Source organism: Pseudomonas sp. KH_021, assembly GCF_057838865.1.
Window position 1 is genome coordinate 3,325,110 of sequence record NZ_CM174477.1, and the last position, 13,704, is coordinate 3,338,813.

At 56.0% G+C, this 13,704-nt stretch carries 6 protein-coding genes and 3 pseudogenes; 4 read left to right on the forward strand and 5 right to left on the reverse strand.

From position 1 onward, the window contains the following. The first annotated feature begins 145 nt into the window (after nucleotides 1–145). A complete protein-coding gene (locus tag AC3IX4_RS15375) occupies nucleotides 146–1,213 on the forward strand; it encodes an IS630 family transposase (protein ID WP_489256307.1) in 1,068 nt (355 codons plus the stop codon). Here the strand turns inward: AC3IX4_RS15375 and AC3IX4_RS15380 are convergent. The 3 genes and pseudogenes from AC3IX4_RS15380 to tnpC all read right to left on the reverse strand — a co-directional run. Next, the gene (locus AC3IX4_RS15380) at nucleotides 1,112–5,725 is read right to left on the reverse strand and encodes a P-loop NTPase family protein (RefSeq protein WP_489256308.1); all 4,614 of its coding nucleotides are present in this window, start codon (nucleotides 5,723–5,725) and stop codon (nucleotides 1,112–1,114) included. The two genes, AC3IX4_RS15375 and AC3IX4_RS15380, sit on opposite strands and share 102 nt — an antisense overlap. An 801-nt stretch (nucleotides 5,726–6,526) precedes the next feature. Beyond that, nucleotides 6,527–6,730 (reverse strand): annotated as a pseudogene (locus tag AC3IX4_RS15385) (transposase domain-containing protein); the annotation flags it as partial. A gap of 368 nt (nucleotides 6,731–7,098) precedes the next feature. Further along, nucleotides 7,099–8,004: pseudogene (tnpC, locus tag AC3IX4_RS15390) on the reverse strand (IS66 family transposase); the annotation flags it as partial. Between the two features lie 3 nt (nucleotides 8,005–8,007). Between tnpC and AC3IX4_RS15395 the strand changes: the two are divergent. Both AC3IX4_RS15395 and AC3IX4_RS15400 read left to right on the forward strand, forming a co-directional pair. Continuing rightward, a pseudogene (locus tag AC3IX4_RS15395) lies at nucleotides 8,008–8,166 on the forward strand (MFS transporter); the annotation flags it as partial. Nucleotides 8,167–8,179: 13 nt separating this feature from the next. Continuing rightward, entirely contained in the window at nucleotides 8,180–9,160 is a 981-nt protein-coding gene (locus AC3IX4_RS15400; RefSeq protein WP_489256309.1) for a 2-hydroxyacid dehydrogenase, read from the forward strand. Here AC3IX4_RS15400 and AC3IX4_RS15405 read toward each other — a convergent pair. Beyond that, nucleotides 9,157–10,386 (reverse strand): pyridoxal phosphate-dependent aminotransferase, encoded by a 1,230-nt coding sequence (locus tag AC3IX4_RS15405; protein WP_489256310.1) that lies wholly within the window; start codon nucleotides 10,384–10,386, stop codon nucleotides 9,157–9,159. The genes AC3IX4_RS15400 and AC3IX4_RS15405 overlap by 4 nt on opposite strands. 373 nt (nucleotides 10,387–10,759) lie before the next feature. Between AC3IX4_RS15405 and AC3IX4_RS15410 the strand changes: the two genes are divergently transcribed. Then, nucleotides 10,760–11,014, forward strand: coding sequence for a DUF1652 domain-containing protein (locus tag AC3IX4_RS15410; protein WP_489256311.1), 255 nt, complete (start codon nucleotides 10,760–10,762; stop codon nucleotides 11,012–11,014). A gap of 63 nt (nucleotides 11,015–11,077) precedes the next feature. On the opposite strand, the gene AC3IX4_RS15415 is transcribed toward AC3IX4_RS15410, so the two are convergent. Then, the gene (locus tag AC3IX4_RS15415) at nucleotides 11,078–13,546 is read right to left on the reverse strand and encodes a UvrD-helicase domain-containing protein (protein WP_489256312.1); all 2,469 of its coding nucleotides are present in this window, start codon (nucleotides 13,544–13,546) and stop codon (nucleotides 11,078–11,080) included. Nucleotides 13,547–13,704: the final 158 nt, after the last annotated feature.

Consider the following 13,704-nt stretch of genomic DNA (forward strand, 5'->3'; position numbering starts at 1 on the left):
GCGCCTCATCGCTGGACAGCTTTACTGAAAGCAGACCGACGAGACTGAAGAGTCGATCTGGCCCTGCTAGTGTGCTGTCTGCGAAATAGCTTTTCTAATTTTTCACCTACACTTCAGGTGTCATTTCCCCCTTGGAGAGCTTCAGGTGAGCGCACTGGACATTACGCTTAGCTCCGAAGAAAAGGCCGAACTGAACCGGCGCGTTCGCTCCGCCACCATTCCCCAGCGTGAAGGTCGTAGAGCACGCATTGTGCTGCTTGCAGCACAGGGCGAAACACGGGAAGAGATTGCACGACTGACTGGGTTTTCTCTCCCGACAGTCACCAACTGGTGCCAACGCTTTCAGTTGCTCCGGCTCGACGGATTGATTGATAAACCAGGTCGTGGACGCAAGTCGTCGCTGCCTGCCGATACTGTCCGCCGCGTCTTGGAGCAGGTCACGAAACCTCGCATTGGCGAGTCGCGATGGAGCTGCAGGAGTATGGCGAGAGCGGTCGGGATTTCTTCGAGTACGGTCCATAAGTTATGGGCTGCCAATGACTTGAAGCCTCATCTGACTCGCACCTTCAAGCTCTCAAACGATCCGCAGTTCGAACAGAAATTCTGGGATGTTATCGGCCTTTACCTGGCCCCGCCGGACAAGGCATTGGTGCTGTGTTGCGACGAAAAAAGCCAGGTGCAGGCCTTGGAACGCACGCAGCCTGGATTGCCTCTGGGCATCGGCCACATCCAGACGAAATCACATGATTACACCCGCCACGGCACGGTTACATTATTCGCTGCGCTGGATTATCTGCAGGGAAAATTGATCAGCAGCATCGAACGTCAACACCGTCATCAAGAGTGGTTGTCCTTCCTCAAGAAGATCAACAAGCAGACCCCCAAGAATCTCCAGCTTCACCTGATCGTCGATAACTATGCGACGCACAAGCACGCCGCCGTGAAAACCTGGCTGGCGAAGCACCCGCGTTTCCATATGCACTTCACACCGACGTCCAGCTCTTGGATGAACATGGTCGAACGATTTTTCCGAGACATCACGGTGTATCTACGAGACGGTAGCTTTGCCTCGGTGCGCGAGTTGGAATCCTCGATAACAACGTTCATGGCACTAAGAAATGCTCAGCCGACCCGGTACGTTTGGAACGCGAAAGGCGAGGAGATTTTGAGCAAAATCCAACGAGCTCGCGAGGCACTTGAGGCCGTACCATAGGGATAAATTATTTCGAAGACAGCACACTAGTTCAGTGGACTCGCTGATCCCCGCCAAAATCACATCGCGCAATTCGTTTTCATCAACACCGGAAAGCTCGTACGCCAGCCTGAGTGGAATCACCTCGTAGTATCGGCTTCGCTTAATTTTCATGCAGAATCGGCGACAGAAACTTTTCAGCATGGTCCCGAGTGACGCTCGGATACCTAGACGGGCCCTCCATTGCGGTGGAAATGCTTCGAGGAAGCTCCGAAGATCATACAGCTCAAACTCGGCGGTGGCGCCGAACGCTACGACAAACTCGGCTTCTTTCCCGACCTGGACATACTCAATCGCTTTATGAAAAAACGCGTCCATGTAAAAAGGTGCATCGCCGGCTCTGAACCGCTGATGTGCAACGGATATGCCGACTGCGGTTGTCAGATCGCACCCGGCAAACACCTCGTCCCAATCCCGCGCCTCCTTGATTTCCGTCGTAGTTGAATCGCCCTGGGATGTGGGATTCCTGCCGAGCGTCGTTTCGTCCGGTTCACTGTCGGCTATACGTGCTTTCAGTCCCGGGAGTTCGAATCCGAATGAAGCAGCGATAGTCTCCAGTCTCTGCCACTTCTTTGCGCTTTGAACTTCGAGCGTCATGTAGCGATAGATGAGGTGAAGCGCAGTCGACTTGGCTTCTTTTCCGATACAGTGTGGAAGCGCCGCCTCGATCAGTTTGTCTTCATCCCACTCTGCTCGGAAGCCGACCAAGGGGAGAGTATCCAATGGGTTGATGCTCTCGCGTGCCAGTAGCGCCTCAACCGTTAGGGCCAACACCCGGCCGCCATTCCCAAACTGTCGATCGCGCCACCGGCTGATGATTGCGAGCGAGGAAGAGGGACAAAGCCCGGTCAGGGCTTCAATCGTTGCGCCCCATGCAAAATGCTTATCGCGTACAACATAATGCCAAGTGACCTCTGCACAACGTGCAAACTTGTAGGCAATTTCAGGCGACGACCGGTCAGACCTAGCTCCGCGCTCGGCCAGATCAATGAGTGCGTCCCAACGGGCTAGGTTTTCGTCACCGATCTTGCTTGAGACCTCTACGGCTTGATTGAAGTATGCTTCGGCCTCAGATCGGCTAATTGTCAGGATCGATCTTGCGATATCGATATAGCCTTTAGCCTTATTCTGCGCATCAGACCGCTCCTCCCGCAGCAACGAAAACGCAGTCTGCGCCAGCTCAAACGCCACATCTTCCGAACCGGTAGTTTGTGCGCAAAGGCGGCCCAGTCGGTTCAGAGTGGGCGTAAATAGTTGACGCTTCAGAGATTTCGACCATTCTAAAATCTCCTCTATCGCAGGCTTTTCTACACCGCCAGCCTCAAGAAGGATGTCGATCCATAAGTCGGCAACCTCGTTGGACGTATACGAATCTTCGCGATACCGAAAGCCTTCTGCCTTGTCAGATACAGCCCTTGCCTCCGCTATTGCTTGGGCTAACTGCGCTTTCGAAACTTGTCCAAGAAATGCTCGTGCCCACAAATTGAACCATGGAACCAATGCGCCAATGTCTTCCTTAAATTCTTTAGCTTCGCGTGATTCGCTGTGTCGATTGCCAGCTTCAATCTCTTTCCGCACTTCTAAGGTGGCAACATCGATCAGTTCTAATGTTACTCCAGTCAAGGCAGAACGTAGCGCGTAGGCCCGCATGTAGTGCGCGCGTATTCCGTTGTATTGGGATGAAAGGTTGCGAGGGGGTGTTGCTGGAAGATAGCGTTCGAGTAGAGCCTTCGCTGCAGTTACGTCGCAAAGGCCATGCCGGTACGCAGTCTCAACCATCGCAGTCACTGCGGACACGGCGGATTCACTCATGGGGTCCACATCATCAACCTTTATGCGCCGGTTGGATAGAAGTTTGAACCCTCGCACCACCGCTTCCTTCGGCAACAAGTAATGAAGATTTCTTGCCTCCACCACGATAGCAAGGATCAACGCTAGATCGTTGTCGGCAGCGACTGCCAGCTCCTCCAAATTGCGATAGCGCCCATGGTCCAGGAATCGACGGGCTAAAATCCTGCCTGCTTTATAGGAGAGTTCACGTGGACTCCACCTCCGAAGACTTTGAGCGGCGGCATTAGCCCCATGAATATTGAATATCGCCATAGCCATCACAGCGCGGTCCTCGTCAGAGACGGGTTCTTTGTCGCGCTCATCCGGCGTCAATTTACTCCAGTTCCGGAGCCATTCCTCCGCCATGCGAAGACGACTGCGAGCTTCGCCAATCAGTTCAGTGTGCCCCGACAGAACTGCTGCTTCATAGACATGATGAGAACCGACCCAGCCGGAATCAAAGATGCGGCGCGAGACGAGCTCTTGAACGCCATTGCTATCCATGAACTCTGCGGCTAGATCAGCATTGGCTTGCAAAAGTCTGCGTTGCCGGTCGTCGCCTGCACTTTCTCCTCCGGCCTTGAGGGCGAGCTTGGCAGCGTCTGTATACCGTTGGATGTGCAAGCTGGCCTTTAACGCGAACTGGAGACGCTGCAACTCAACATCTCGGCGCTCCACGGGACTCGTTTCAGGCAAGCCGTTGGATGTTAGCGCCAGCTCCACCAGTTCGGAAAACTGACCGGCCTCCAGCATGAGCTGCGGCAATGCCGCTGCTACATAGGTGCTGTTTGAACTTAGAACCTTCAATCGTGTTACAAAGCCCTTGATGCTCGTCGCGTCGGGTCGAAATCGATCGCGGAACCAAGTCTCGGCAGGTTCATCAAAAAACTGGATCGTGTCGCCATTGACGATGAGAGGACGCCCAAGATCTAGCGCGAAGCTTTTAATTGCTGATGGGCTCACACCAGACATCGCTGCTAGCACGGATATCGGTATCAGCGGACGAAGTGCGGCGAGACCCGCGCATATCAAATCAACTTGAGTGCGTTCGATTTGGCCCGCCGCATCGCGCAGTATTGCAATCGACCTTTCCAGAATAGCGCCAATCGCGCTTTCTACGGTCGCTGGGTTCGGCCCGAGGAGGCGGAGGATTTCGGGAAGTGGCGCCTTACTCGATAGTGCCAAGGCCTGCACACGCGGGTTGTGTGAACTGAGCCGGTGAAACTCATCTACGTCGCGCTCGTTCGCCTCCGGGTACCGTAGCCGCAGATGCGCAGCCGTCTCTTCGAGACTAAAGGCGTTCAATTCGAGTGTTAAGGTACCGGGCAGTGGATCCAGCATCGCTTGGCGGTGTGGGCGGCAAAGCGCAACGACACATACGCCCTCAGGCAGTTTCTCGCGCAGGAGATCGCGTACGAATGAACGCGGTTCACTAATTTCCTCCGCCGCCATCTGCGCATTGTCCGCAGCGTCCACAATGATGCAAAGCACTGCATTAGCGCTCCGCGCACGCAGCACAGAAACGCTTTGCGTGATGCGATGCATGAATGCACGCATATAGGCCGAAGCATCGGCGTTCATGGTAGGGATGAGGGGATGACAGAGAGCGAGAGTCGAAAGTTCGTTGGCGATTTGAACGAGGGCGGTACGGTGACGATGTCGGTATCCCGTCGCGCTCCGATATTGACCATTTCCAAAGCAGTCGTAGAGAATACTCACTGAACCTGCGGGCAGACTAAGGTGAATCCGTGTTGAGAAGATCGACTTTCCAACACCTGCATTCGCATGCACGATTACGGGTCTTCCGGCCATACCTACAATTGAGCCGACGAGCGCTGACTCCTGCTCACGGGGAACCGCTTCATCGATCCGATCAATCAAGCAAGGGGCGGGAAATAGATTACTCTCGTCAGTCTGAAGTGCACGAAGTACATCGATCTTGGTGATGGCCGGATTTGTAGCGCTTTCAGAAAGCGCTTTGCGCGTGACGAGTTCTTTCAGGCGTGTCGGTGCATCTATGTCAAGATCCGGCAAGTACCCGGACACATCATGCGAAAGGATATTTCGTAGGTTCCAGTAGTCGTCTTGGCGGCCTTCAAATCGGAGCATCGAACAGAACGACGCGAGCTCCCGACCGTCAAGAGAGGTAAAGCTTTTCAGCTTGGCGAGGTCAGTAGGATGACGGGACTCACGTTGCGCCGCCGCGTCTTCGACGGCTTCGACGAAATTGATATTAATCGGCCGGTTTGTGACAAACCAAAACTCAAGTTTTTCGTCCAGGTGAGCGGCCGGTAACGTCTTTCGAAGTGCTGTATAGCGCTTGGCGAATCCCAAGATTGTTTTTTTTAAACCGCTTGCTTGCCATACCTCCTCGACTTGCAAAGTCGAATGCTTCAGCTGCATGTACCGGACGAGCGTTGCCTTTTCGATTTCAGTGCTAGCGAAGTATTCCGCAATGTCTATGAGTTCTTCACCGGCCTCGATTGGCTCGGCAGTCTGAAGCTCATTTGTCGATGCACCTTCGATGGTGATGGCTACGAGCCCTGACTGCGGAGTCAATAATCGGAGCGCCCGGCGTGCCGCCCACAGGTAATGAAACTGGTCTCCATCGCGGCTTGCACGAACGAGCATGCTGTCGGACATTGAAATACTTCCTTAATTCAGTGCGTGCCACGTCTCTGCGGACGGCAATTTCGGGGCCTTTTATGGCCCACTCGATTTCGCCACATCTACCGCGTTCATAGCAACAGAGAAGTGCAATGCGCTTGCTTTTTTTGCAGGTCAACACCGCCTTTCAAGCTCTGCCGCCGCCATACCAGCTGATCATGTATAAGCTTTGGACTGTCCAATAGTGCGCTCGTTTTTCGTTTTTAAGGCCCCGCTACTCAGTCCAACACTCGGCGTTATCTTGGCCAGAATTGTCCTATTGCATTGGTGAGATACATTTCACCCGTTACATGAACTCCTCTCTTCCAACCCAGTGTAACCTATCCAAAAAAACCAAATATAATAAATAAAAAGTAAATACATTCAATAGGTTAAGTAAAGACGTTACACTTGCTACACATATTTTGAGAGGGGCTCTGATTCCACCCCGCTACCCAACTTCAGAATACGCCATCAGCGCCAGCACCACTTTTAGCAGCGCGAGCTTGACCAAGAGCTCGGTCATGACTGGAGCCCTGCAAAGTCATCTACCACATGGGGTCGGAAACCCGTGCGGCTGTGTTAGAGGAAAGGTTCACAGCTTAGTGAACAGGCACCTGGTGAACTGCTGTTCACCTGAGTATTTGCCCCATCGTATGGCCGGTAGCTGGGGACCCTGCGCAATTGGCATGAATACGGAGCGAAGAACCCGTGTTAGCGGCTGGATTTTTAAAGTTGGTTGACAGGTTGACGGTAACCGATCCACGAACTACACATACCTCAAGATAAGGCAGTCGTTTACCGTGGCATCTCTGGCGAGCAGTTCCATGGCAGCAAGGCTTCGTAATCCTCAACCGATTGTGCCTGCGGCAGTCTTTCCAGTACGTGGCGCAGCCACGTATAAGGCTCCTGGCCGTTGACCTTGGCAGTCTCGACCAAGCTGTAGATCTGCGCACTGGCGGTAGCGCCTTTGGGCGTATCACTGAACAGCCATGCTTTCTTATTATGCCAAGCTTGGCATAATAAGAATTATCCGCAGTCGGAAATTATGCTCAGTTCGCCCCAACCCGGTTTCGTGACCGCATAGTCCGCCTGCTTTCCGGGTCTCCTGGAGAGTTTCCGACACGCCATAATTTTCAGTGGTTTCCTTTAGATAGAGCCCCCTCTATATGAGCACACCAGGCCTGCGGATCAATACGTGGCGAGACTTTCTTGCCACTCGAAACCAAGCGCACGCGCTATCGTCCGATTGACGCCCTGCTGAATCTTTTGGAAGTCTCTGAAATTATGCAAAGTCGGCAGTGGCGGGAAGCCAGGCTGCGCTGCCACCGCCGCCGCATACCCGACATAATTTCCGACTGTGGATAATTACGCCCGATCACAAACGGCTTTATCGCGCGCTCCGCCGTGTTGTTGTCGATCGGTAAAAAACCGGCCTCTACGTAGCGCTCCAGCCGGCTCCAGTTATTAGCCAGATAGTTAACAGCCTTGCCCAGCACGCTTTGTGGCGTCACCTGCGACTGCGTTTTATCCAGCCAGCTTTTCAACTGCCCCAAGATCGGCAGGCTCTTCTCCTGACGACTTCTAAAACGCTGCTCATCACCAACGTCCTTGAGTTCGCGCTCGATGCCGTACAGCTTATTGATCATCGTCAGCGCGATATCGGCACGTCCGGTTTTTCCCTTGGGCTGCACTTTCTGCGCGTCGACAAACTTACGACGCGCATGAGCCATGCACGCCAACCGCTCAACACCGGGCTGCAACGCCAACGCGTTGTAACCCGCGTAATCGTCGGTCATCACGTAGCCGCGATAACTTTCCAGCAGGCGTAGAGGCACTTCCTGCGCACGGCTGGTGGTGTAGTCAAATAGCACAACTTTTCGATCCGGCGGCCCGCTGGCCTGCACCCACATCCACGATTGGCTGGTTGGGTCTCGATCCGGCTCTTTCAGTACCTGGACTCTTGTTTCATCGCAGTGGATGACCGGACTTTCCAATAATCGGTCGCGCATTAAATTCAGCAAAGGCTGGAAGTGTTCGCTGCACTGGATGACCCAGCGCGCCAGTGTTTGTCTTGGAATATCCACACCGTGTCGACTCAGCACGGTTTCGAAACGATGCAACGGCAGGCCATCGACGTACTTGGTGGTTAAGAGCATGGCCAATACGCTGGGGCTGGCCATGCTCTTTTCGATCATCTGAGCGGGTTTGTCTGCGGTGACCGGCGCGGCTTCACAACCACGGCAACCGTAAACTTTGCGTATGTGTTTGAGTACGCCCTGAACAGCACCACAGGCACTCCCGCTGCGTCCTTCCTGCTCATGAGCGGTGCCCTGTTGCTGTCCGCTGTGCTCACGCTGCTGCTGAGCCCAAGTGACAGCGACCGTCGCAAGGTACCCCTGACGCCCCGCCATCGCCCTTTGGCCGCTCATTCCTGACCCGAGACCTCACATGAAAAAGCACGTCGTCCTGTACAAGAAACTGTCACCCGCCCTGCTCGATCGCTTGAGCGAACATGCGCAGATCACCCACATCCCTGATGTGTCCGGTGATGGGATGGCCCGTCTGCGCGATGCCCTCCCTCGAGCGCACGGCCTGCTGGGGGCGAGCCTGAAGCTCGATGCCCAACTGCTCGATCTGGCGCCGCACCTGCAAGCGGTTGCCAGTGTGTCGGTAGGCGTCGACAACTATGACCTGGACTACCTGAACCAACGCTCAATCCTATTGAGCAACACCCCGGACGTGCTCACCCAGACCACCGCCGACACCGGCTTTGCGCTGATCCTGGGCACCGCCCGGCGCGTGGTGGAAATGGCCAACTTGGTACGCGCCGGGCAATGGACAGGCAATATTGGCCCCTTGCACTTTGGCACCGATGTGCATGGCAAAACCCTGGGGATCATCGGTATGGGCCGCATTGGCGAAGCCCTGGCCCAACGCGGCCACTTGGGCTTCGGCATGCCTGTGATCTACCACAGCCAAAGCCCCAAGCCTGCCGTGGACCAGCGTTTCAATGCCCGTCATGTCAGCCTGGATGAGTTGCTTGAGCAAGCCGATTTTGTCTGCCTGACCTTGCCTTTGACGGCCGCCACAGAGGGCATGATCGCTGCCCGGGAATTTGCCTTGATGAAGCCTTCGAGCATTTTCATCAATATTGCCCGCGGCAAGGTGATCGATGAAGCGGCGCTGATCGATGCGCTCAAGCGCGGGCAATTGCGCGCCGCCGGGCTGGACGTGTTCGAACGAGAGCCCTTGGCCCCTGACTCACCCCTGCTGCAACTGAATAATGTGCTGGCAACCCCTCATATCGGCTCAGCCACCCATGAGACACGAGAAGCGATGGCCTGTTGCGCCGTGGACAACTTGATCGAAGCCCTGGCGGGTCGGCGCCCGCCCAACCTGGTCAACCCCAAGGCATGGGCAGCACACTAGCCGACTTTTGAAATCACGGTTTGCCCTTGCAAGACTGCCAGGGCAATCCGTTCTTGCAGCACATCAGCCGCGCACTGGACGATTCGATGGCAGGCTTCGATCAAGCGCTCCTGATCAAGCACCAACCCCATGCGCAAGTGGCCGGCCGCGCTGGGGCCAAAGGCCTCGCCGGCCAGCACGGCGACGCCATAGTCATCCAGCAATCGGTCAGCAAAGGCCTGGGCATTCAGGCCAGTCTCACGCACATCGATCATGACGAACATTCCGCCATCGGGCCGATGTGCACGCACCCCCAGGCACCCGCTCAAGGCCGCACACACAAGGTCTCGACGCTGGCGATAGATATCCCGCATCTGCGCCACGGCCGGGCCTTGGGTATCCAGGGCGACCTTAACGGCGTGCTGGACAAAATCCGGCAAGCCGTAAAGCAACGCCATGGCCAGATTCGCCAGGTGATCCATCAATGCCGGTGGCCCAATCACCCAACCAATGCGCCATCCCGACATGGCATGCGACTTGGAAACGCTGTTGATGGTTGCAGTGCGCTGCGCCATGCCCGGCAAGCTGGCGGGGCTGATGTGCTGGCCTTCGTACAAGAGCTCGCTGTACACCTCATCGGAGATCAGCCATAAATCGTGCTCGATGCACAACAGGGCCAATTGCTCCCAGGTGGCACGCGAGAGGCAGGCGCCGGTCGGATTGTGCGGGCTGTTAATCAGCAGGGCACGGGTGCGCGGGGTAATCAAAGCGCCAACATCCGCAGGGTCGAGCCTGAAGCCGTTCTCAGGCGTTACCGCCACCGGAACCGCCTTGACTCCACAGGCGCCGAACACGCCTTCGTAAGTCACATACATAGGTTCGGCGACGATGATTTCATCGCCCGGGTCAAGCAGACAGTGCACCACTGCATACACCGCGCACTGAGCACCCGCTAGCACCAACACCTCGCTCGCATCGACCTTGCGCCCGCTTTGTTCACCATGGTGACGCGCGATGCTCTGGCGCAACGCAAGGTTGCCGCGCACTTCAGTGTAGTGAGTGTCGCCGGCGCGCAAGCTGTGCACGGCGGCTTCGACGATTGGGGAGGGGGTATCGAAATCTGGATCGCCGACTGACAGCAGGAAAATATCCCGGCCCTGTCGTTGCATGGCCTGGGCGCGATAGTGGATGTTCCAGGCTGTTGCGCCATCGCCGGCAATTCTTTGAGTGAGAGCGGAAAAACGCATGCGAGTCTCCTTGTCGACAATGCGCATTCGAGGGGTGCCACCCTACCATCGGATCCGTCCGGCACACATCGAATATCGGTCAAATCCGCGTCATATCTTTATAGCTGCATCGAGTACTTCTGCTGACTGGGAAGCTGCGTTTTCTTGAGATAAAAATCCCGCAGAAACGTTTATGCAAATTGAGGTTATCGCCAATCGTTCAAAGCGCTGCGCAAGCCCTTGGCCGGGAAGAAATATGATCGAGGTCATGCTATCGAGAATCAATGACCGAACGGTCATCAAAAAACTTCTAGGTGCGATGATGCAGTGCTATTTTTAGGATCCAGGTCAGAAACCTCTGGCTCCCTACCGTGCGGATAACAAGGTGGGTCTCATGAACAAACTGACGTTCCCCAATGCATGCCAGGTCATGCGTTGGCATTTTCATCCGCTGGGCTTTGAAGGCAACATGGATGCGCCCAGCAGCATGGTGGCCCGGCTATTCGACCGAGCGACCGGTATCACCCTGATCGCCATCGCAGGCATCCCCTGCGCAACGGTCATGAACGCGGCGGATGTGGAACGCATCATTGAAGCAATAGAAGCGGAAATGGAGGCCTTCAGGCCGCCGGATCTGCTATCCGCCTGACGCATGGCTGCAGGCCCTACCATTGGGGCCTGCTGTGCAGGCCATCGCGGCTGAAGCCTGCTCCTACCGGGCACGATCATCCTCAAAAAATACTTTCTCCCCGCTCACATGGGCTGAAGCCCGCGGCACTGGGGGGGCCTGCGCCGGCACCGGCTCGACGTGCCAATAACAATGGCGAACCGCGCGGGTGATTGCCACATAGGCCAGGCGCAACACTTCGTCCTTTTGAGCCGTGTCGAATGCCTCGGCATCGCCCTCGTGCCCCAAGCCAGCTTGACGATACACCTGATTCTTGTAAGGCGAATGGGTAACATGCTGGCAATCACCCAGCATGAAAACCGCATCGGCCTGCAAGCCCTTGGAGCTGTGGTAGGTGAGTTGCCGAAAACGCCGTTGCTCAGGGGCAAGCCCTGATTCGTGGTTGAGCAAAGGTTGTAAATGTTCGGCGATCGCAGCCCTGTCGCTGCTCTTGCGGTACAAAAGCATCACCGAGTCCCCACTGCGATAGTGCTCAAGCAGCGTCTGCGCCAAGCCCGCATCATCGCGATCAAACACCTTGACCGGTACCGGGTCATGGGCGGCCGGGCCATTTGCCTTGGCTTTCTTGCCACTGATAGCGGGCGCCGCTTTGACAATATGTTCAGCTGCATCAATCACATACTGATGACTTCTAAAGTTATCACTGAGCATGACGCGTGTGTTTGCGGGTGAAGCAAACTCCTTGGCGAACTCCATGAAATACTTCGGTGAGCTGCCGCGCCAACCGTAAATCGATTGCCAGTCATCGCCCACGCACATCAATGAGGAATGCCGTGCCACGCGCCCCACGCTCAGGTCCGGCCCACGTCGGCGAATCTCTCGCAGGCTGGCCCGCAACCACGAGACGATTTGCGGCGATACGTCCTGGAATTCATCGATCATCAGGTGCGACAAGGGCCTGAGCATGGGATCACTGACCTGCCGCAGATTCTGGGGCGATGATTCGCCGAACAACGCGAACATACGGTTATAGGTCATGATCGGCGGCGATTGATCAAGCAAATGGCTTTCAAACGCTTTCCAGAACAGGCTCAAGGCTTCGAAGAACTCGCGGTCGGTGTCATCACGGGGAAAGCTCATTTGCCCCACCGCGGTGCTGACGTCCAGCCCCAGGTTTTCGATAAAGGTGGCCGCGCCGACAAAACAGTCCAGCAACGGCGCGCTGCTGAGCTCGCCCTTGACCTTGTAATCGAAGCCGGGGCCTGCCACCGCATCAGCCGCCAAGGCCTGTATCAAGCGCTTGGCGCTTGAATAATTATCAATCCATATCAAAGGCTTACCGCAGAAAGCTTGAAACAGGGTGCGCTTTATTACCCACTCCGCCCAGACCGGTAATTTGGCGCCACTGCGTTTGAAGTCGGTGTTTTCGCTGGGGTCGAAGCCCAGCACCACCCAGGCATCCATCTGGGGTATATAGCCGTGACAATGGAAAGCGCTGCCGTTGATGTCGATGGTTTCACGGTTAGGTTCGATGCCCTTGATCGGCCAGCAGCCGGCACGAAACCAGAGGTCTTCGACCATGTCGCACAGTTCTTCGTCACGCGTGGCCGACAGTTGCGTCACCGCCACACGTTTCTGCACATCGGGATGGTCCCGCTCCAGAGGCTTGAGCTGCAGTGCATGGCGGCGCAAGGTGCCGATCAGCTCGCGAAATCGCTCGCTGCTGTGATGCAAATCGCGATAGCACGCATTCAATTGTTGGCGTTGCGCTTCGTTGATGCGCAAGTCGAATGGGTTGCTTTCACTGTTGGCCTCGCCCCCAGGGGCCTGGTTGCTGCCCAGGTTTTCGAACGCCTGCAACTGGCTGAAACCGGGTAGGCTGCGGACCATCGGCAGAATCCGCGAATGGAAGGTGCGGACCAGTTCAGTCGCCTGAGCCTTGTGAAGCTCAATTCCCCATAAATCAAAGACTTCCAAGAGCTTCTTGATAAAGTCTTTACGAGACTCGCGCGTGAAGGTCACCACCGTCATCGCCTCCAGCTCAAAGCCCAGGTAATGGTTCAGCAGCAGAATCCGCAACACCAGCGAGGTCGATTTGCCAGCACCGGCACCGGCAATGACGCAGGTAGAGGGCGTATCACTGAATATCAGCTTCCATTGCGCTGTGCTGGGCTGTGCATGGGCCGGCAGGCGCTGGGCGACATCAGCCTTAATGCGCTTCTTGAGCTCAGCGGTCATCGGCAACCGCCAATCATCGAACAGGTGGTCATCCACGCCCGGCACCCCATGACCGTCTGGGCGAGTATCGCGGATCACCAGCACCTGGCGCCCTTCCTCTATACCTTCGACCCGACCCAGCGCGTAGCCCTCTCGATGACCGTCGGCATGGCCATTGCGCTGCCCGACCACATGGCCTTGAAACCAGGAGTCGCGATGCTGGGCGCGCAGTCGGCTCAAGCCGCGACCCAGCAGGCGCGCGGTGAGGCGTTTGAACCAGGGCAATTGGGCGGGGGGTGTCAGGTCGATTGGCAGCTCGGGATGGGATTGCGGCACGCGGCCTCCAGCAATGACGGAAAACTGGTGTCCATGTTCGCTCCATTGCGTCAGGACTGCCAGCCAATTACAGGAAAATCAGGTCATTAGACGATCAATCGCATAATTTGCTCAACGTTTATTTATCCACTGATTCGATCGTTATCAGCGGGTTTATC

Coding starts and splice junctions, on each gene's coding strand:
- AC3IX4_RS15380 (WP_489256308.1), bottom strand. CDS start 5,725: ATGTCCGACAGCATGCTCGTTCGTGCAAGCCGCGATGGAGACCAGTTT.
- AC3IX4_RS15400 (WP_489256309.1), top strand. CDS start 8,180: ATGAAAAAGCACGTCGTCCTGTACAAGAAACTGTCACCCGCCCTGCTC.
- AC3IX4_RS15405 (WP_489256310.1), bottom strand. CDS start 10,386: ATGCGTTTTTCCGCTCTCACTCAAAGAATTGCCGGCGATGGCGCAACA.
- AC3IX4_RS15410 (WP_489256311.1), top strand. CDS start 10,760: ATGAACAAACTGACGTTCCCCAATGCATGCCAGGTCATGCGTTGGCAT.